Source organism: Pelomonas aquatica, assembly GCF_026712205.1.
GTDB lineage: Bacteria > Pseudomonadota > Gammaproteobacteria > Burkholderiales > Burkholderiaceae_C > Pelomonas > Pelomonas aquatica.
The window spans coordinates 136,544-155,451 of sequence record NZ_JAPPUW010000004.1 but is presented as its reverse complement, the minus strand read 5'-3'; the positions used below and the strand labels follow the sequence as shown (position 1 = coordinate 155,451).

General features: G+C 71.7%; 20 protein-coding genes and 1 tRNA gene. 14 read left to right on the top strand and 7 right to left on the bottom strand.

Features of this window, described 5'->3' with window-relative positions:
- Positions 1-708 carry a 2-C-methyl-D-erythritol 4-phosphate cytidylyltransferase gene (ispD, locus tag NYP07_RS05765; RefSeq protein ID WP_268148357.1) on the top strand — a complete coding sequence of 236 codons (708 nt, stop codon included), beginning with the start codon at positions 1-3 and terminating at the stop codon, positions 706-708.
- 9 nt (positions 709-717) lie between these two features.
- Here the strand turns inward: ispD and NYP07_RS05760 are convergent, their stop codons facing one another.
- A complete protein-coding gene (locus NYP07_RS05760) occupies positions 718-2,922 on the bottom strand; it encodes a patatin-like phospholipase family protein (RefSeq protein ID WP_268148355.1) in 2,205 nt (734 codons plus the stop codon).
- A 185-nt stretch (positions 2,923-3,107) separates the two neighbouring features.
- Between NYP07_RS05760 and ispF the strand changes: the two genes are divergently transcribed.
- On the top strand, positions 3,108-3,593 hold the full coding sequence (ispF, locus tag NYP07_RS05755) for a 2-C-methyl-D-erythritol 2,4-cyclodiphosphate synthase (RefSeq protein ID WP_268148353.1): 486 nt from the start codon (positions 3,108-3,110) through the stop codon (positions 3,591-3,593).
- Positions 3,594-3,627: 34 nt separating this feature from the next.
- Positions 3,628-4,314 carry a hypothetical protein gene (locus tag NYP07_RS05750; RefSeq protein ID WP_268148351.1) on the top strand — a complete coding sequence of 229 codons (687 nt, stop codon included), beginning with the start codon at positions 3,628-3,630 and terminating at the stop codon, positions 4,312-4,314.
- Between the two features lie 10 nt (positions 4,315-4,324).
- Here NYP07_RS05750 and NYP07_RS05745 read toward each other — a convergent pair whose 3' ends face one another.
- Both NYP07_RS05745 and ompR read right to left on the bottom strand, forming a co-directional pair.
- Positions 4,325-5,644, bottom strand: coding sequence for an ATP-binding protein (locus tag NYP07_RS05745; protein ID WP_268148349.1), 1,320 nt, complete (start codon positions 5,642-5,644; stop codon positions 4,325-4,327).
- A 15-nt stretch (positions 5,645-5,659) separates the two neighbouring features.
- Positions 5,660-6,394, bottom strand: a complete 735-nt coding sequence (gene ompR, locus NYP07_RS05740) for an osmolarity response regulator transcription factor OmpR (protein WP_268148347.1) — start codon at positions 6,392-6,394, stop codon at positions 5,660-5,662.
- A 134-nt stretch (positions 6,395-6,528) separates the two neighbouring features.
- Between ompR and NYP07_RS05735 the strand changes: the two genes are divergently transcribed.
- On the top strand, positions 6,529-7,236 hold the full coding sequence (locus tag NYP07_RS05735; protein WP_268148345.1) for an SIMPL domain-containing protein: 708 nt from the start codon (positions 6,529-6,531) through the stop codon (positions 7,234-7,236).
- 113 nt (positions 7,237-7,349) lie between these two features.
- Here the strand turns inward: NYP07_RS05735 and NYP07_RS05730 are convergent, their stop codons facing one another.
- Positions 7,350-8,120 (bottom strand): 3-hydroxybutyrate dehydrogenase, encoded by a 771-nt coding sequence (locus NYP07_RS05730; protein ID WP_268148343.1) that lies wholly within the window; start codon positions 8,118-8,120, stop codon positions 7,350-7,352.
- A gap of 106 nt (positions 8,121-8,226) precedes the next feature.
- Between NYP07_RS05730 and NYP07_RS05725 the strand changes: the two genes are divergently transcribed.
- From NYP07_RS05725 to NYP07_RS05680, 10 genes are all read left to right on the top strand, one after another.
- On the top strand, positions 8,227-8,388 hold the full coding sequence (locus tag NYP07_RS05725) for a hypothetical protein (protein ID WP_268148341.1): 162 nt from the start codon (positions 8,227-8,229) through the stop codon (positions 8,386-8,388).
- Positions 8,389-8,405: 17 nt separating this feature from the next.
- Positions 8,406-9,287, top strand: coding sequence for an alpha/beta fold hydrolase (locus tag NYP07_RS05720; protein ID WP_268148339.1), 882 nt, complete (start codon positions 8,406-8,408; stop codon positions 9,285-9,287).
- A complete protein-coding gene (locus NYP07_RS05715; protein ID WP_268148337.1) occupies positions 9,284-11,566 on the top strand; it encodes a RelA/SpoT family protein in 2,283 nt (760 codons plus the stop codon). Before NYP07_RS05720 ends, NYP07_RS05715 begins: the two co-directional genes overlap by 4 nt.
- Positions 11,567-11,611: 45 nt before the next feature.
- A tRNA-Val gene (locus NYP07_RS05710) sits at positions 11,612-11,688 on the top strand.
- A 246-nt stretch (positions 11,689-11,934) separates the two neighbouring features.
- The gene (locus tag NYP07_RS05705; protein ID WP_268148335.1) at positions 11,935-12,564 is read left to right on the top strand and encodes an RNA polymerase sigma factor; all 630 of its coding nucleotides are present in this window, start codon (positions 11,935-11,937) and stop codon (positions 12,562-12,564) included.
- On the top strand, positions 12,561-13,172 hold the full coding sequence (locus tag NYP07_RS05700; protein WP_268148333.1) for a zf-HC2 domain-containing protein: 612 nt from the start codon (positions 12,561-12,563) through the stop codon (positions 13,170-13,172). The genes NYP07_RS05705 and NYP07_RS05700 overlap by 4 nt, the downstream gene beginning before the upstream one ends.
- Positions 13,169-14,374 (top strand): S8 family peptidase, encoded by a 1,206-nt coding sequence (locus NYP07_RS05695; RefSeq protein WP_268148331.1) that lies wholly within the window; start codon positions 13,169-13,171, stop codon positions 14,372-14,374. Before NYP07_RS05700 ends, NYP07_RS05695 begins: the two co-directional genes overlap by 4 nt.
- Positions 14,374-15,078: a TorF family putative porin gene (locus tag NYP07_RS05690; protein ID WP_268148329.1), complete on the top strand. Its 705-nt coding sequence runs from the start codon at positions 14,374-14,376 to the stop codon at positions 15,076-15,078. The genes NYP07_RS05695 and NYP07_RS05690 overlap by 1 nt, the downstream gene beginning before the upstream one ends.
- A gap of 68 nt (positions 15,079-15,146) precedes the next feature.
- On the top strand, positions 15,147-15,584 hold the full coding sequence (locus tag NYP07_RS05685; protein WP_268148327.1) for a hypothetical protein: 438 nt from the start codon (positions 15,147-15,149) through the stop codon (positions 15,582-15,584).
- Positions 15,585-15,616: 32 nt separating this feature from the next.
- The gene (locus tag NYP07_RS05680) at positions 15,617-16,672 is read left to right on the top strand and encodes a hypothetical protein (RefSeq protein ID WP_268148325.1); all 1,056 of its coding nucleotides are present in this window, start codon (positions 15,617-15,619) and stop codon (positions 16,670-16,672) included.
- A 495-nt stretch (positions 16,673-17,167) separates the two neighbouring features.
- Here NYP07_RS05680 and NYP07_RS05675 read toward each other — a convergent pair whose 3' ends face one another.
- From NYP07_RS05675 to NYP07_RS05665, 3 genes are read right to left on the bottom strand one after another with little or no spacing between them, the layout of a single operon-like run.
- On the bottom strand, positions 17,168-17,938 hold the full coding sequence (locus NYP07_RS05675; RefSeq protein WP_338091299.1) for a GGDEF domain-containing protein: 771 nt from the start codon (positions 17,936-17,938) through the stop codon (positions 17,168-17,170).
- A complete protein-coding gene (locus NYP07_RS05670; protein ID WP_268148323.1) occupies positions 17,922-18,311 on the bottom strand; it encodes a DUF1987 domain-containing protein in 390 nt (129 codons plus the stop codon). Before NYP07_RS05670 ends, NYP07_RS05675 begins: the two co-directional genes overlap by 17 nt.
- A 23-nt stretch (positions 18,312-18,334) precedes the next feature.
- The gene (locus tag NYP07_RS05665) at positions 18,335-18,904 is read right to left on the bottom strand and encodes a SiaB family protein kinase (RefSeq protein WP_268148321.1); all 570 of its coding nucleotides are present in this window, start codon (positions 18,902-18,904) and stop codon (positions 18,335-18,337) included.
- Positions 18,905-18,908 lie beyond the last annotated feature (4 nt).

Genomic DNA, 18,908 nt, shown 5'->3' with positions numbered 1-18,908 from the left:
ATGAACCCAGTCCCGCGTAGCCCGCGCTGCTTCGCCCTCGTCCCCGCCGCCGGCATCGGCGAGCGCTCGGGTGCCGGCATGCCCAAGCAATACGTCGAGATCGCCGGCCGGCCGATGCTGGCCCACACGCTGGCGGCGCTGGCCGCCGTGCCCCGCCTCGTGCAGACCCTGGTCGTGCTGTCGCCGGCCGACGACCGCTTTGAATCGACGGTGCTGGCGGCGCTGCCGGGCTACGCCGGCTGGGTGGCCCGTGTCGGTGGCGCCAGCCGCGCTGAGAGCGTGCTCGGCGGCCTGGCCGAGCTGCGCCGGCGCGGCGCGGCCGACGAGGACTGGGTGCTGGTGCATGACGCCGCGCGCTGCCTGCTGCGGCCGGAGTGGGTCGACGCGCTGCTCGATGCCTGCCTGCCCGACGCGGTTGGCGGCCTGCTGGCCCAGCCCATCGCCGACACGCTGAAGGCCGGCGACGCTGCGGGCCGCGTGACGGCCACCATCGACCGCCGCGACAAATGGGCCGCGCAGACGCCGCAGATGTTCCGCCTCGGCCTGGTCGAGCGCGCGCTGCGGCAGATGGGCGCCGCCGCGACCGACGAGGCCAGCGCCGTCGAGGCCCTGGGCCTCGCGCCGCGGCTGGTGCGCGCGTCGATGGCCAACTTCAAGGTGACGTGGCCGGAGGACTTTGCGCTGGCTGCGAAGCTGCTGGCGGGCTGACGGGCCATCTCACCACGTCGGCCCCAGCAGCAGATATGCCGCCGTGTCGCCGCCCCGCGTCGTGCCGACGGCCAGGAAGAACGGCCCGAAGCGCGTGTCCACGCTGAGGAAGCCGCTGCCGGCCTGCTTCCAGCCGCTCTTGCCGAGTTCCTGCAGGCTGGACAACCTCAGCCCCGAGCCCGCGCCGACGGCGCCGGCCTCCAGCGAGAAGCCGATGCGCACCGCGCCGCCCAGGCCCACCGGCATCTCGCCGATGCGCCGCGCCATGACGACGCGCAGCAGGGCCATGTTCTCGCCCACCAGCGAGCCGTCCGGCGTGCCGGACAGGCGCAGATAGCCGCCCAGCGAGCGAGCCTGGCCATGCTCGGCGTGGGCGGCCTCGCCGTAGAGCTGGCCGGCCCATTCGCCGAGGCGGAAGGCGCCCAGGCCCAGCAGCGAGGCGTTGACGACCTGCGCGTCGCCGCGCGGCCTCAGCCATTCGATGCGCGCCGTCATCCACTGGCCGCGGCTGGGGAAGGCCAGCGAGTCCAGCGTGTCGGTGTGCAGTTCCAGGTATTGCTGGCCGTAGAAGCGCGATTCCCGGCCGCCCGTGGGCGGCGCGGGCAGGATGACCTCGTCGGCGGCGCGCAGCTTGCCGAGGCCGAAGCGCAGGTCGCCGAGGCCCGCGATGCGGTGGCCGAGTTCGATCTGGGCGCTGGTCAGGCTGCTGGACAGGCGCAACGCCCGCTGGCCCTGGTTGAAGACGTCGTTGCTGCCGGCCTCGTAGCCCAGCTTGGCGCTGGCGAACCAGCGCGAGCCGGGGCCGAGGGGCTGGTAGAACTCGGTGTCGAGGCCGCGCGTGGAGCCGATGCGGGCAATGGAGCGCAGTTCGGCACCCCAGGGGTTGAGCCAGTCCGCGACATGCATCGCGACGAGGGAGAAGCGGTTGGCGTCGGCGAAGTTGCTGTAGAGCTCCAGGCCGAAGCGCAGCTTGCTGGCGGCCCAGTCGGCTTCGGTGAGCTTGAAGTTGACGCTGCGCCGGCCGTCGCGGTCGTCTAGCTCCAGCTCGATGCGTTCGAGATCGCCGGTGCCGTCCAGCCGCTCGACGGCGCGGTTCAGCTCGGTGCGGCCGACCGGGTCGCCGGGCTGCAGGGCGAGTTCGGCCTTCAGCGCCTCGGGGTTGAGGCGGCGCGTGCCTTCGATCTTCAGCGCCGCCAGCGGCAGGGCCTGCAGGGCGGATTCGGGCGGCGCCAGGCGGCGGGCCTGCAGGGCGGCCTGCGCCGCGGGCGCGGCCAGGGCCTGCAGCCGGCCGACCGCGGCGAGGGCTGCGCGGCGGCCGGTGGCCATGGCCTCGTCGGCGCGCGAGAAGTCCATGAAGCCCATGCCGGCCAGGTCGGGGTCGATGACGATGTCCTGCGGCCGCAGCTCGCGCAGCGAGCGCTGCACGTTCTGCTCGGTCAGGATCTGCAGCATCTGGTTGGCCACCATGACGGCGCTGGTGATCTCGCGGTCTTCGAGCAGCGGCGTGCCGACGTTGACGGCGATGATGACGTCGGCGCCCAGGGCCCGAGCCAGGTCGATGGGCAGGTTGCGCACCAGGCCGCCGTCCACCAGCGGCCGGCCGTTGACGCGCAGCGGCGCGAACACGCCCGGCACGGCCATCGACGCGCGCAGGGCCTGGAAGAGCGGCGTGTCGGCCTGATCCAGCATCGCGCCGGACAGCAGGTCGGTGGCGACCGCGCGGAAGGGGATGGGCAGCTTGCGCAGCGGCTCCTCGGCGCGCAGCGCCGGCAGCAGGGACGACAGCGTCGCTTCCAGCTGGCCGTTGGCCGCGGCGCCGCTGGGCAGCATCGCGCCGCGCTGCAGGTTGAAGCCGAACTCGATGCGCGAGGGCAGGCGCTCGTCGTCCTCGCGGCGGCGGATGGACAGGCGCTCGCGCGCCGGGCGGTCGGACAGGATGGCGCTCCAGTTCGCACGCTTCACGAGGGCTTCGAGCTCGTCGACGCTGCGCCCCGACGCGTAGGCCCCGCCGACGACGGCGCCCATGCTGGTGCCGACGATGAGGTCCACCGGCACCTTGAGCTCCTCCAGCACGCGCAGCACGCCGATATGGGCCAGCCCGCGCGCGCCACCACCGGACAGCACGAGGCCGATCCTGGGGCGGGGCGGCGGCAGGGGTTCGTCGGCCAGCGCGGAGCCGGCGATCAGCAGACAAAGGAGAAGCAGGCGTCTCATGGCGGCCGCACCATATCAGTTACTCCATCGTGCTTCTTGCGGGCCGAGCGCCGGGCCGCTCCCAAGCCGGCCCGCCCGGGCGTCTGCTTGCCGGTCGATCCGGCAAGCGTCGCCGTCCCCTCGGGGGACCGACCAAGGCGCGTCCTTGGGCGAGGGGCACCATTTCAGGCGGCGAGAATGCGGGCATGAGTCTTCCTCCGCTACGAATCGGCGAGGGCTGGGACACCCACCAGCTCGTGACCGGCCGGCCGCTGATCCTCGGCGGCATCACCATCCCGCACACGCACGGCCTGCTGGGCCATTCGGACGCCGACGCGCTGGCCCATGCCGTCACCGACGCCCTGCTCGGCGCCGCGGCCCTGGGCGACATCGGCAAGCTCTTCCCCGACACGGCGGCCGAGTTCAAGGGTGCCGATTCGATGGTGCTGCTGGCCGAGGCCTACCGGCGTGTGCAGGCGCAGGGCTGGCAGCTGGTCAATCTCGACGCCACCATCGTCGCCCAGGCGCCCAAGATGGCGCCCCACATCCCGGCCATGCGCGCCCGCCTGGCCGAGGTGCTGGGCGTGGACGTGAGCCAAGTGAACGTGAAGGCCAAGACGGCCGAGAAGATGGGACCGGTGGGCGAGGGGCTGGCCATCGAGGCGCGCGCGGTCTGCTTGCTGGCTCGTTAACATCGCGCGCCGCCGACCACCGAGCCTTGTCACCATGCACGTCGAACCGCCCTCGCATGCGCCTTCCAGCTTGAAGGAGCTGGGCATCCACTATCTGATGATCGTGCTGGGCATCCTGACGGCGCTGGGCCTGGAGGCGGGCTTCGAGACCCTGCACCACCGCCGGCTGGCCCAGCACACGGTCGAGCAGCTGGAGACGGAGCTGCGCGCCAACCTCGCCGAGGTGCGCTCGGCCGCGCAGAAGAACCAGGCCAATGCCGACGAACTGGCTGCGCTCTATGGCGACGTCAAGGCTCTGGCAAAGCAGGGCAAGGTCAAGCCCGAAGCGCTCTACGAGATGCTGCGCCAGCGGCTCAAAATCGCCGTGCAGACACCGGCCCTGCGCCGCGACGCGTGGGAGGCGGCCGTGGCCGACCAGGCCTTGATCCATATGCCGCGCGATGCGCTGAGGCGTTTCTCCGAGGCCTACACCGCGCAGCGCGAAACGCAGTTGGCGGTGCAGGCTACTTTCAACGCGGTGGGCTCGATTTCGCGCCTGACCGATGCGGCAGTGGATGCCGAGTTCGGCCGTGCAGACCCGATCGAAGTGCTGAAGGCCCTGAATGGCTACCGGTTGACTCTGCGGTCGGTGCTGTCGACCCAGGAGGAGCTGGCCAGTCAGCTCGGCGAGTCTCTCGGCGAGCCGGGCCCTGCTGCACCGGCCTCCGCGCCAGCGCATTGACGGGGCTTTCTCAGGCCGCCTGCAACTTCAGCAGCGTGACAAGGCCGCCGCCCTGGGCGTTGCTGATGGACAGCTGCCCGCCCAAGCGCTGCACCGATTTCTCGACAATGGCCAGGCCCAGGCCGGCACCGCTGGCCGCGGTGCGCGCAGCGTCGCCGCGGTAGAAGGGCGTCGTCAGCCGCGCCAGGCGGTCGGCCGGCACGCCGGGGCCGTGGTCGCGCACGCGCAGCTCGACCCAACTGCCCTGGCTCGTCGCGCTGACCTCCACGCGCGCCGGCTCGCCGGGCTCGTGGCCGTAGCGGCGCGCGTTCTCGAACAGGTTGAGCAGCACGCGGCCCAGCTCGGTGTCGTCGACCAGCACCTTGAGCGACTCGCCGACCTGCACGCGGAAGCGGATCTGGTCGGGATCGCGGAAGCCCTGCACCTCGCGCTCGACGATGTCGCTCAGCCGGGTCTCGCGCAGCTGCGTCTCGTTGGGCCGCGCGTAGTCCATGAACTTGCTGATGATGGCGTCGAGCTGGTCGATGTCCTGGGCCATGAAGTGGCGGGCCTGCTCGTCGCCGACGCTCATCTCGGTCTCCAGCCGCAGCCGCGCCAGCGGTGTGCGCAGGTCGTGCGAGATGCCGGCCAGCATGACGGCGCGATCCTCCTCCAGCTTGGCCAGCTCGCGGGCCATGCGGTTGAAGCCCATGTTGACCTCGCGGATCTCGCTGGTCATCGTCGTCTCGTCCAGCCGCGAGTCGTATTCGCCGTCGCGGATGCGGCCGGCGGCCTCGGCCAGTTCGCGCAGCGGCTGGTTGATGAGCCGGGCGATCAGCGCCGAGCCGACGACGGTGGCCAGCAGCGCGATCAGCACCCACCACCAGTTGCCGGACAGCGCGATGGACAGCGGCGCCGCGCTGGTCTTGAGCCAGAAGGCGTCCTCGCCGACGACATAGCGCACCCACAGCCCCGACCCGTCGTTGACGCTGCGGGCGATGATGGTGTCGGGCCCCAGCGTGCGGCGCAGCTCGGCGGCCAGTTGCTTGCCGAAGGGGCTGGTGTCGTAGGGCAGCCAGCGGTCGCTGGTCTCGGCCACGCGCACCTGCACGGTGTCGCCGCGCGCCATCGACGTGACGACGGCCACGCGGTTGATCGGGTCGGTGTGCTCCAGCGCGATACGGCTGAGCTTGACGAGGCCGGCCAGCTGCTCGGCGGCCTCCAGCGCACGGGGCTCGGCCTCCAGCGCCTTGAAGGTCTGCTGCCAGGCCAGCACGGCGCCCAGCAGCAGCAGGGCCAGCCAGGCGAAGGTGCGCCAGAAGAGATTGAGTGCGAGGTGGGGGCGGGCCATTCCCTAGGTCGCCGCCTAGGTGTTCTCGTCGGGGACGAACACGTAGCCGACGCCCCAGACGGTCTGGATGTAGCGCGGCTGGGCCGGGTCGGCTTCCAGCATCTTGCGCAGCCGCGAGATCTGCACGTCCAGGCTGCGGTCGAAGGGCTCGAACTCGCGGCCGCGGGCGAGCTGGGCCAGCTTGTCGCGCGACAGCGGCTGGCGCGGGTGGCGCACCAGGGTCTTGAGCATCGAGAACTCGCCCGTCGTCAGCGGCAGTTGCTCGCCGTTCTTGGTCAGCCGGCGCAGCGCGAGGTCGAACTCGAAGGGGCCGAAGCTGACCGTCATCGGCTCCTTGCTCGGCGCGCCCGGGGCCTCGGGCGGCGGGCGGCGACGCAGCACGGCGTTGATGCGGGCCAGCAGCTCGCGCGGGTTGAAGGGCTTGGCGAGATAGTCGTCGGCGCCGACCTCCAGGCCGACGATGCGGTCCACGTCCTCGACCTTGGCCGTCAGCATGATGATGGGCGTGCTGTCGTTGGCGGCGCGCAGGCGGCGGCAGATCGTCAGGCCGTCCTCGCCGGGCAGCATCAGGTCCAGCACGATGAGGTCGACGGTCTCGCGGGTCAGCTGCTTGTTCAGCGCGCGGCTGTCTTCGGCCAGCAGCACCTCGAAGCCTTCCTGCGTCAGATAGCGGCGCAGCAGGTCGCGGATGCGGGCGTCGTCGTCGACGACGAGGATGCGATTGGTGCGGGGGTTCGCGCTGCTGTTCATCGCGGCTCCTGAATTTGTAACAGCGGCATTGTGAGCAGGTTTGGCGGGCCTGCATGTAGGACGGCAGGCCGGCGTTACAGCTCGTTTCCATGTCGCAGCGATAAGCTGGTGTTTTCGCCTTGCAAGGAAGTTCCATGCGTGCACTGGTTGCCGTTTCCGCTCTTGTCATTGCCGCCGCTGCCCATGCCGGCACCGAGCCCCCGCGCGAGCGGCTGAGCCTGTCGGCCAGCGCCAGCACCGAGGTCACGCGCGACGTGCTCGGCATCGCGTTCTCGACGACCAAGGAGGGCAGCGACCCGGCCGCCGTGCAGACGGCGCTGAAGCAGGCGCTGGACGCGGCGCTGACCGAGGCCCGCAAGATCGCCAGGCCCGGCCAGGTCGACGTACAGACGGGCGGCTTCTCGCTGTCGCCGCGCTATGCGCCCAAGACCGGCCAGATCAGCGGCTGGCAGGGCAGCGCCGAGCTGCTGGTGGAGGGCAAGGACACCGGATCAATCGCCCAGCTGGCCGGCCGCATCACGACGCTGAGCGTGCAGCGCGTGGGCTACAGCCTGTCCAGGGAGGCGCGCGAGAAGGTGGAGGGCGAAGTCACGGCCCAGGCCATCGCGCGCTACCGAGCGAAGGCGGCCGACTACTCGCGCCAGTTCGGCTACGGCGGCTTCGTCATCGGCGAGATCAACGTCAATGCCGACGAGTCCGGGCCGCGGCCGGTGTACAAGGCCATGCGCACGATGGCCGCGCCGATGGCCGACGAGGCGCTGCCGACCGAGGCCGGCAAGGCCACGGTCAGCGCGACGGTCAGCGGCAGCGTGCAGCTGACGCGGGAGGCGATGCCGCGTTGATTGCGTAAGGCTTCTACTGCGGGGCGGCGGCGGGCCGCTCCCAAGCCGGCCCCGCAGCGGGCGTCGGCGCGGTGTCACCCCCGCGACGGTCCGCACCCCCTCGGGGGCTCACTTCAGACCGCGGTCCAGCCGCCATCCATCGCCCAGGCCTGGCCGCGGACGTTGATGGCGGCGTCGGAGCACAGGAAGACCGCCAGCGCGCCCAGTTCCTCGGGCGTCGTGAACTGCAGCGAGGGCTGCTTCTCGGACAGCAGGCGGCGCGTCGCCTCGGCGTTGTCGACCTTGTCGCGCTCGGCGATCGCGTCGACCTGCTTCTGCACGATGGCGGTCAGCACCCAGCCCGGGCAGATCGCGTTAACGGTGACGGGCGCGGTCGCCGTCTCCAGCGCGATGCTCTTCGTGAAGCCGACCAGGCCATGCTTGGCGGCCACATAGGCCGATTTCTGCGCCGATGCGACCAGGCCGTGGGTGGACGCGATGTTGATGATGCGGCCCCAGCCCTTCTTGAGCATGCCGGGCAGGGCCAGGCGGGTCGTGTGAAAGGCCGAGCTCAGGTTGATCGCGATGATCGCGTCCCACTTCTCGACCGGGAAATCCTGCACCGGCGCGACGTGCTGGATGCCGGCGTTGTTGACGAGCACGTCGATGCCGCCGAACTCGGCGTCGGCATAGGCCTGCATCGCGGCGATGTCGGCTGGCTTGCTCATGTCGGCGCCGTGGTAGCCCACCCTGACGCCCAGCGCCGCGACCTCGGCCCGCGGGCCTTCGACGTCGCCGAAGCCGTTCAGGATGATGTTGGCGCCTTCGCGGGCCAGCGCGAGCGCGACGCCGAGGCCGATGCCGCTGGTGGAGCCGGTGACGAGGGCGGTCTTGCCTTTCAGCATGGAGGGGTCCTTTCGGGTTGCTACGATGGATAGAACCTAGAAACGGCAGTTGACCGCTTGCTACTCATCGAAAGTCTCAGTGCATCAACACCTTGCTTACGGCGCCATGTTCACCACTTCGGTGAGCAGCGCTGCAGGCCCGCTGGCCCGCCGCTTCGGACTGCTGGCTGCGTTGCTTCTCCTCGTGGGCATGAGCCCACTTCGTCGTCGCGCCTTGCCAGCCGCCCGCCTCGGCGTGCCCTCGGGCCTGCCCAACCGCCGTTTCTAGGTCGAAAGGATTGCACCATGACCCAGCCCCGACTGCGCTTCGTCAATTGCCTGGACGGCACCGGCCTGCACCGCATGGCCTACTGGGAGTGGGCCGGCCCCGGCGCCGACGCGCCGGTGCTGGTCTGCGTGCACGGCCTGGCGCGCCAGGGGCGGGACTTCGACACGCTGGCCCGCGTGATGAGCGAGCGCTACCGCGTCGTCTGCCCCGACGTCGTCGGCCGCGGCCGCTCCGACCGGCTGCGCCAGCCGGCCGGCTACCAGATCCCGGCCTATGTGTCCGACATGGTCGCGCTGCTGGCGCGGCTGGATGTCGAGCAGGTGGACTGGGTCGGCACGTCGATGGGCGGGCTGATCGGCCTGGGCCTGGCCGCGCTGCCGCGGCCCGAGGGCGCGCCCGGCCCGGTCCGCCGGCTGGTTCTGAACGATGTCGGCCCGGCCATCCGCTTCGAGGCGCTGCAGCGCATCGGGAGCTATCTCGGCAAGCCTGCGCGCTTCGGGTCGCTGGCCGAGGGGGCGGCCTATCTGCGCAGCATCTCCGAGGGCTTCGGCCCGCATGGCGACGTCGAGTGGCTGGCGCTGTCGGCGCCGATGTTCCGCGAGGACGGCGGGCAGTGGACGCTGCACTACGACCCGGCCATCGCGCTGCCCCTCGCGGCCGTGACGCCCGAGCTCGCCGCGGCGGGCGAGGCCGCGCTGTGGGCCGCCTATGACACCCTGCGCTGCCCGACGCTGCTGATCCGCGGCGCCGAGTCCGACCTGCTCGGCGCCGACACGGCCCGCCGGATGACCGAGCGCGGCCCCCGCGCCCGCCTCGTCGAGCTGCCCGGCATCGGCCATGCGCCCACCTTGATCCACGCCGACCAGATCGCCATCGTGAGGGACTTCCTCAGTCCATGAAGACGGGCCTGATGCAGGAGGGGGCCGGCACCGCCCCCATCGTCGCGCTGCTGGATGCGGGCGCAGTCCATTCCAATGCCGAGGTGGTGCGTGCCCGCGCCGTCGCCGAGCCGCTGCTGGCCGCCGAGGCGCTGGACACGGGCGAGAACGCGCTCACGCACGCCGACGGCGTGGCCGCCATCCTGAGCGCCATCGGCGCCGCGCCCGAGCTGCAGGCGGCGGCCTATCTCGTCTATGCCGGCGACTTTCTGAACAAGCCCGAGGAGGTCGTCGCCAAGGCCTTCGGCGACAGCTATGCCAGCCTCGTCACGCACACGCGCCGGCTGGTGCAGCTGCAGCGCGCCGCGCGCGACGCCAACAAGGCCCAGGCCGACAAGAAGGCCGACCAGCGCGCCGAGCAGACCGAGCGCGTGCGCAAGATGCTGCTGGCCTTCTCGCGCGACCTGCGCGTCGTGCTGCTGCGCCTGGCCTCGCGGCTGCAGACGCTGCGCTGGTACGCGGCAGCCAGGCAGCCCTGCCCGCCGGAGCTGGCCGCCGAGTCCCAGGCCGTGTTCGCGCCGCTGGCCAACCGCCTGGGCATCTGGCAGATCAAGTGGGAGCTGGAGGACCTGGCCTTCCGCTTCCGCGAGCCCGAGACCTACAAGGCGCTGGCCAAGGGCCTGCAGGAGACCCGCGTCGAGCGCGAGCAGCGCGTCGAAGCCGCGCGCGCGGCGCTGCAGGCCGACCTTTACGGCCAGGGCATCGTCGCCGAGGTGCAGGGGCGGCCCAAGCACCTCTACAGCATCCACAGGAAGATGCAGGGCAAGGGCCTGGCGCTGGACCGCGTGTTCGACCTGCGCGCGCTGCGCGTCATCGTCGCCAGCGTGGCCGACTGCTACGCGGCACTGGCCCGCCTGCACGAGGTCTACACGCCGGTGCCGGGCGAGTTCGACGACTACATCGCCAAGCCCAAGCCCAATGGCTACCAGTCGCTGCACACCGTCGTCATCGGCGCCGACGGCCAGGCCATGGAGGTGCAGATCCGCACCCGCGAGATGCACGACCACGCCGAGCACGGCGTCGCCGCGCACTGGGCCTACAAGGAGGCCGGCGCGCGCGGCTATGCCGGCGTCAGTGCGGCGGGCGAGTTCGAGGAGCAGGTGGCGCGGGCCCGCAAGGCCGTGCTGAACCAGCTGCTGGCCTGGGAGCGCGATGCGGTGCAGAGCGATGGCGGCCCGGCCTTTGACGACCGCATCTACGTCTTCACGCCGCAGGCCACCATCGTCGAACTGGCGGCCGGCGCGACGCCGGTGGACTTCGCCTACACGGTGCACACCGACCTCGGCCACCGCTGCCGCGGCGCGCGCATCGACGGCCAGATGCTGCCGCTGAACACGCCGCTGCAAAGCGGCCAGACGGTCGAGATCATCGTGGCCAAGGAGGGCGGCCCGTCGCTGGACTGGCTGAACCCGGAGCTCGGCTATCTGCAGGGCCAGCGCTCTCGCGCCAAGGTGCGGGCCTGGTTCAACGCGCTGCAGCTCGCGCAGACCGTGGCCAAGGGCCGCGACCTCGTCGAGAAGCTGCTGCAGCGCGAGGGCAGGACGGCGCTCAAGCTCGACGAGCTGGCCGCGCGCCTGGGCTTCAAGGGTGCGGACGCGCTGTTCGAGGTCGTCGGCAAGGACGAATACTCGCTGCGCAATATCGAGCTGCTGCTGCGCCCGCCCGAGCCCGTGGCCGACGAGGACGAGCTGCTCGCGCAGAGGCACACGCGCAGCGCCAGCAGCCCGGGTGCTGCAGGAGGGCGCGGCGGCGTGCTGGTGGTGGGCATCGACTCGCTGCTGACGACGCTGTCGCGCTGCTGCCGGCCCGCGCCGCCGGACGCCATTTCAGGTTTCGTCACACGCGGCAAGGGCGTGGCCATCCACCGCAGCGACTGCAGCAACCTTGCCGAGATGAAGCGGCGCTCGCCGGAGCGCGTCATCGCCGTGGCCTGGGCCGGCGGCGAGGCCGCGGCCGGTTCGGGCAAGGGCGCGCCGGTCTATCCGGTCGACGTGCTCGTCGAGGCCGGCGACCGGCAGGGCCTGCTGCGCGACGTGCTCGAAGTCTTCGCGAAGGAGAAGATGAACGTCGTCGCCGTGAACACCCAGTCCCTCAAGCCCGGCGCGGCGAAACCGCGCACCGGCGGCGGCGACACGGCCTGGATGAGCTTCACGCTGGAGCTGTCCGACGCGTCCAAGCTGGCCAAGGTGCTGCGCGAGCTCTGTGCGATTTCGGGCGTGCGCTCGGCGCGCCGCAAGTGAATCTGGACGGCGTCCAGAAATCCATGCTATAGTGCGCAGCTCTTCAGGCGCGTAGCTCAGTTGGTTAGAGCACCACCTTGACATGGTGGGGGTCGTTGGTTCGAATCCAATCGCGCCTACCAAATTCTGAAGATGTGAAGATGTGATGAGGGGTTAGCGGAGACGCTAACCCCTTTTCCTATTGCGCGATTCGTTGGTGCGGTTCACGTGGGCGCAGCGTCCAGGCAGTTCGCCGAACGGCCCGCGCATCCGTCCAGCAAGGGCGCCGGCCTTCGTGGCCTGGGACTGTTGCGACGCCTTGAACCTTTTACCGCCGGCTCGGGACTCACGCGCAACCCAACCCTTGGCTGAACCGGATCGTGTCGAGCATGTTGAACTGGCTCAGCCTCAGCAGAACGCGTGACGGCGGCCCGGCCGAAGGCCGGAGCGGGGGGGCAGGCGAAGCCGTGGAGCTGGCGCTGCTGGCCGGCATCAGGCGCGGCCGGCGCGCCGAGTTCGATGCGCTCTACCGCCTCTACCACCCGCGGCTGTGGCGCTTCCTGGTGCACATGCTGCGCCAGGGCGAGCAGGTCGAGGAGGCGCTGAACGACACCATGCTGGTCGTCTGGCAGCGCGCCGACAGCTTCGACGGCCGCAGCAAGCTGTCGACCTGGGTCTTCGGCATCGCCTACCGCAAGGCCCTGAAGGCGCTGAGCCGGCTGGACCTGCCAGTTGGCGCCGACGATATCGACGAGCCGGCCGACCCCGGCCCCGGCCCCGAGCAGCAGCTGGGCCTGGCGCAGCTGCGCGGCCGCCTGGCCGCGGCACTGGCCGAGCTGTCGCCCGAACATCGCGCGGTTGTCGAGCTCTGCTATTTCCACGACATGGCCTACGGCGAGATCGCCGATGTCGTGGGCTGCCCGCCGGAAACCGTGAAGACGCGCATGTTCTACGCGCGCCGCCGGCTGCGCCTGCTGCTGGATGACCTGGCCGCGCCGGCCCAAGGGGAATCGTCATGAGTGTGGTCGTCCCGATGGAGCATGACGAGCATGTGGCCGTGCAGGCCTTGCTGCCCTGGTATGCCCGCGGCCAGCTCGACCCGGCCGAGCTGCGGCAGGTGCAGCAGCATCTGCCGCGCTGTGCCGCCTGCCGCGCCGAGCTGGCCGCCGAACGGCCGATGCAGACCCTGCTGGACGTGGCCGGCGCACTGCCGGAGCAGGGCGACGTGCAGGCCGGCCTGGCCAGGCTGCACGCCCGCATGCAGCCCGAGCGCCAGGCGCAGCCGCGCACGCCGCGCTGGATGCCCTGGGCCCTGGGCCTGCAGGGCGTGGCCGTCGCCGCGCTGCTGGCACTGTGGCTGCAGGCCCGCGTCGACGCGCCCGACTACCAGGGCCTGTCGGCTGCCGGCAGCGCACCCGTCGTGGCCGATGCCCTGGTCATGTTCAAGCCCGGCGCCAGCGAGCAGCAGCTGCGCGAGCTGTTGCGGGCGCAGGGCGCCGGCATCGTCGCAGGCCCGACCGAGACCGGCGCCTGGCTGCTGCGCGTGGACGCGCGCGGGCTGGCGGCGCTGCGCTCGGCGCCGATCGTCCAGCTGGCCGAGCCGCTGCAACCGGGGCCGCCGCGATGAGGCCGTGGCTGCATCTGCTGGTGCTGCTGGCCTGCAGCCTGTGCGGCGGCCGCGCCATGGCCCAGGCCGAGGAGGCGCAGCGCCAGGTCCTCGTGATGCTGCAACTGCCCAAGGCGCATTACCGGCCCGACGGCAGCTATGCCGGCACCTACGGCGAGGGCGTGGGCCGGCAGTCGCGCGAGCAGACCGCCCGGAGCCTGGCGCGCGCGCACGGGCTGCAGATGAGCGGCGAATGGGCCATGCCCCTGGCCGGCGTGGACTGCTTCGTCATGCGCCTGCCAGAGGGCGACACGCGCACGTCGGCCCAGGCGGCGCGGGCCGTGACCGGGGACAGGCGCGTGGCCTGGGCCCAGCCGGTCGGCCTCTACCAGGCCCAGGGCGCGCAGCAGGAGCCGCTCTACGCGGCCCAGCCGGCGGCCCGGCAATGGCATCTGGCCGAACTGCACCGGCTCGCCACCGGCCGCGGCGTGCGCGTGGCCGTCGTCGACAGCGGCGTGGAGGCCGGCCACCCGGACCTGGCCGGCCAGGTCGCGCTGAACGAGAACTTCGTCGACGACCGTCCGCCGCCCGCCGAGGGCCATGGCACGGCCGTGGCCGGCATCATCGCGGCGCGCGCCGACAACGGCCTGGGCATCGCCGGCGTCGCGCCGCAGGCCCGGCTGCTCGCATTGCGCGCCTGCTGGCAGGCGGCCGGCGCGCAGACGCTGTGCACCAGCCTCGGCCTGGCCAGGGCCTTGTACGCGGCCATCCAGCAGCGTGCCGACATCATCAACATGAGCCTGGGCGGGCCGGACGACCGCCTGCTCGGCCTGCTGCTGGACCAGGCCCAGGCGCGCGGCGCCACCATCGTCGCCGCCTTGCCGAGCGCGGGCGGGCCCTTCCCGGCCAACCACCCGGGCGTCCTGGTCGTCGGCAGCGCGCCGCCCCTGCCCGAAGGTGCCGTGACCGCGCCGGGGCTCGACGTGCCCAGCACCGTGCCCGGCGGCGGCTGGGCATTGGTGTCGGGCTCCTCCTTCGCGGCCGCCCACGCGGCCGGCCTGCTGGCCCTGGTCTGCGAGTTGGACGGCGGGCGCAAAGGCCCGCTGCAGAGGACGGCGCTGGTCACCGGTCCCCGCGGCGGCATCGACAGCTGCGCGACGCTGGCCCGCCATGCCGGCACACGCGGCCCGGCCTGCACGGCATTGCGGCAAACTGTCGATTGATGCCGCACGCGCGCCTGGCCTGCCTGACCGCCCTGACCGCCTCGCTGCTGGCCGGCGCGGCGCGCGCGGATGCGGGCGCGACGCTGTCGCTGCAAAGCGATGCCCGCGAGCGCGGCATCTCCTACAGCGGCAACCGCCCGAGCTTCCAGCTCGGCCTGGCCTGGGACGGCGAGGCGGGCTGGTATGGCGGCGCGCTGCTGGCATGGGCCCGCTTCGACGACGAGCACCATGGCGCCTGGCTGCGCGCCTATGGGGGTCGTGTCTTCGCCCTGCTGCCCGGTCTGGACGGCGAGGCCGGCCTGCTGCTGAACCGCTTCGAGAACGTCTCGCGCTACGACTTCGCCGAGGCCTATGCCGGCCTGCTCGGCGAGCGCTGGAACCTGCGCCTGCACCACTCGCCGGACTACTACGGTAGTGGCCAGCGCAGCATCTATGGCGAGTTCAACCTGCGCTGGCCCCTTGGCCAGGACGTCTCGGCCTTCGGGCATGTCGGCGTGCTGCACGGGCACGGCGCTGCGCTGCAGGCCTATGTCGAGGCGCAGGGCGCGGTGCGCGTCGACCAGCGCATGGGCGCCTCCTGGCAGATGGGGCGCGGCTGCGAGCTGCAGCTCGCCTGGGTCGCGGCCGGCCGTGGCGGGCCCTACACCTGGACCGACCCGACACGGCGGCGGGCGCTGGTGCTGAGCCTCAGTGCGGCGTTCTAACTTCGCCTTCCGATGAACTCTCGCGGCCTGGCGAGGCACACACCGATGTGTGTCACGAAAGGACGGCCATGAAGACTTCGGCAATGCGACTCGGCACCCTCGGTGCCGTGCTGGTGGGGATGGCGGGCTGCGGCGGCGGCGGCGGTTACGGCGGGCCGGGCGGCATGCCGGGCGGCGACCCGAACATGCCGATGACGGCGACCTTCAGTTCCATCCAGACCCATGTGTTCACGCCGATCTGCTCGGCCTGCCATGCCGGCGCCGCGGCGCCGCAGGGCCTGAAGCTGGACGCGGCCAACAGCTACATGATGCTGGTCAACGTCGCGAGCGCCGAAGTGCCGTCGATCAAGCGCGTGGCGCCGGGTGATTCGGCCAACAGCTACATCGTGCAGAAGATCGAAGGCCACGCCGCCGTCGGCGCGCGCATGCCTTTCGGGGGGCCCTATCTCGATGCGACGACGATCGGCCTGATCCGCCAGTGGATCGACAACGGGGCTCCACGGTGAGGGCGGCGGCACGGCTGTCGTGCTGCCTTGCCTTGCTGTTGTCGCTGCTGCCGGCGCCGGCCCGCGCCGAGCCCTATCTCGCGGTTCGCATGGGCCTGAAGTGCGTGGCCTGCCATGTGAACCCGAGCGGCGGCGGCCTTCGCAACGCGCTGGGCAACGCGTTCGCGCAGGGCTCGATCGCGGCCAATGCCCTGCCTGAAGCCATGCAGGGCTGGAACGGCGCGCTGCTGGACGAGCGCCTGCGCCTGGGCGGCGACTTCCGCACGGCCACGACGCGCACGGCCATCCCTGGCCAGCCGATCAGCCGCGTCGGCGGCACCGAGCAGACGCGGCTCTACGCCGACGTGCAGCTCGTCAAGGGCTGGCTGGGCGCCTACGTCGACCAGCAACTCGCGCCGGGCAGGGCCGAACGCCAGGAAGCCTATGTGCGTCTGTCGACGCCGGGCCTGGGCTGGTATGCCAAGGCGGGCCAGTTCTACCTGCCCTTCGGCTGGCGCCTGCAGGACAACCTGGCCTTCGTGCGCCAGCTCAGCGGCATCAGCATGACCGTGCCCGACAAGGGCCTGGAGCTCGGGCATGAGAGCGGGGCCTGGTCCATCCAGCTCGTGCGCAGCGACGGCCCCGGCAACAGGGGCGGCGCGAGCGGCCACCAGACCACGGCCCAGGCGATCTGGATGCAGCCCTGGGGCCGCCTCGGCGCGGCGGCGGCCCGGGTCAGGTCCACGGCCGGCGACCGCCAGGCCTATGGCTTCTTCGCCGGCATGACGACCGGGCCGGTGGTCTGGCTGGGCGAGGTCGATTTCGTCGGCGATGCCGGCTACCCCGAGGGCCGGCGCCGCCAGCTGGCCACGCTGCTGGAGGCCGACTGGCTGGTGCGCCAGGGGCACAACCTCAAGCTGACCAGCGAATACCTCGACCCCGACCGACGCGTGCCCGGCGACAACAAGCTGCGCTACAGCCTGGTCTACGAGTACATGCCCTTCGCCTTCGCGCAGCTGCGCGTGGGCTACCGGCGCTTCGGCGGCGTGCCGCCGAACGCGTTCGACAACCGCCGGCAGGGCTTCGTCGAGTTGCACGGGTTTTTCTGAGCCTCGTCCGGCGAGCATGATGATGGAGCCGGGCAGCTCGCGGCGCGGGGTGCGCGGTCCACGCCGCCGATGAGCAGCGTCTCGGCGCTGCGGCCGTGCGACGGGAACGGCGCCATGCCGATGGAGACGCTCAGGTCCAGCGCCCGGCCCCGCCACTGGTGGGTGTTGACGGCCTTGAGCTGGTCCACGTCCCGGCGCAGCCGGGGTGGCCGGATGTTTCTCCGTGGCGGCCGTGAAGCGGCTGCGCAACGCCGGGCCGGTCAGCGCGTCGGTGTGGGCCATCGCCAGCGTGCCCGCGTTGGCACGCTCCAGCGGCCCCAGCACGCTGCGCACCGCGAGCATGGTCAGCAGCGCGCTGCCGGCAAAGGCCGCGCGGGGCCCCAGCCGCCATCGGCCGGCAGCCTTGCCTGCACGGCGCCGGCCAGCAGCAGCCCGAAGAAGGCCCACAGGCGCTGGGCGACGCTCAGCCGGGGCAGGCCTGCATCGGCGTGCGGATCACGGCACGGCCCGGGCGGCGCGCACCTGGTTGCGCCCGCCGCGCTTGGCTTCGAAAAGGGCCTCGTCGGCGCGCGCATAGGCGTCGCCGAAGGCACCGTGGCGGGCCGTGTCGCTGACGCCGAAGCTGGCCGTCACGATGCGGCCGGGCAGGCAGTCGAAGGGCTGGCCGGCGATGGCGTGGCGCACGGCCTCGGCGCGCAGCAGGGCCTCGGCCAGCGGCATCTCCGGCAGCAGGATGGAGAACTCCTCGCCGCCGACGCGGCCGATCTCGGCCCGCTCGGGAACGGCGCCGCGCAGCCGCTCCACGACCTCGCAGATGACGGCGTCGCCGGCCGGGTGGCCGTAGGCGTCGTTGATGCTCTTGAAGAAATCGATGTCCAGCACGACGAGGGCCAGCGCGCCGCCTTCGAGCAGCCGGCCGGCGCGCTCGAAGATGGCGCCGCGGTTCAGCGCGCCGGTGAGCGAGTCGTGGCGGGCCTTGTATTCGAGCTGGGACGCGAGGCGGTGCAGCTCGCCGTTCAGCACGTTGAGCTCGCGCTCCTCGCGGTCGCTGCGGCGGATCAGTCGACGGCTCTCGCGCATCAGGCGCTCGAAGTGGCCCACCAGGTCGGCCAGGGCGGCGCGGTAGTCGGCGGCCGGCAGCGTCGCGTCGTCGCGCGTGAGCAGCGCACGCTCGAGCGCGGCGGCCTCCTGCTCGAACAGGTCGGGCGCCAGCGCGGCGGGCGCCTGCGGCGGCGCGTCGGAGCGCGAATCAGGCGTCGACAGCACGGAGCTTGATCTCGAGGTGGGTGAAGTCCGCCGTCAGCTCCTCGCCGAACTCGCGGATGGTGTCGTCCTCGCTGTCGTGCAGCCAGTCCAGGCGCACGCGCCGGCCGGCCGACGCGGCCTTGTCCAGCAGGTCGAGGAGGGTGAACAGCATCTTGGTGCTGGAGCTGTTGAAGTAGGTCAGCGCGACTTTGACGACCAGCGTGCGGTCGGCGTCGGGCAGGGCCAGGAACTCGCGCAGCGCGGCGATGACGGGGCCGTAGAAGGCGGCGGCGTTCTCGGGGAAGGATTCGCCACGCAGCAGCAGTTCGTGGGCGTCGAAGCGGAAGTCCACTTCGGGCGAACTGGCCGTGGCGGGGATGTGGAGGGGGTTCATGACAGGGGCTCTTCGGGTTGTTCTCAGATGGTGGTCTTCAGGAAGAACATCGCGGTGGCGGCGTCCCCGGTGTTCTGGAACTCGAACTCCAGCGGCTCGCTGGCGTCGCGCGCCATCGTCAGGAAGCCCATGCCGGCGCCCTTGCTGTCTTCCGGCGAGTCGCTGCGCAGCGACTCGCGGTAGCTGGCCTTGATCTCGTCCAGTGTCATCGTGCGCAGGGTCTCCAGGCGCTGGCGCAGCGTCTCGGCCTGGTCGATGGCGATGGGGTTGGCGCACAGCAGGAAGTGCCGGCCCTCGGCGTCCACGCCGATGCAGACCGAGCCGTGGCGCAGTTCCTTGTCGAGCTGCTGCGGCGGCGACAGCGCGTCGGACGAGTAGTGGATGATGTTCTGCGCCATCTCGACGAAGGACGAGAACAGCCGCCGGCGCGTCGGGCCGGCGGTGCCGGACTGCTCCAGCCGCAGCTTCACCGCCTCGGCCATGGCCGTGATGATGTTCTGCGAGAAGTAGCCGACGTAGTAGAAGATGACTTGCTTCTGCCGCGCGAGTTCGCAGAACTCGCGGTATTGGTCGTAGGTGTGGCGGGGTTCCATGGCG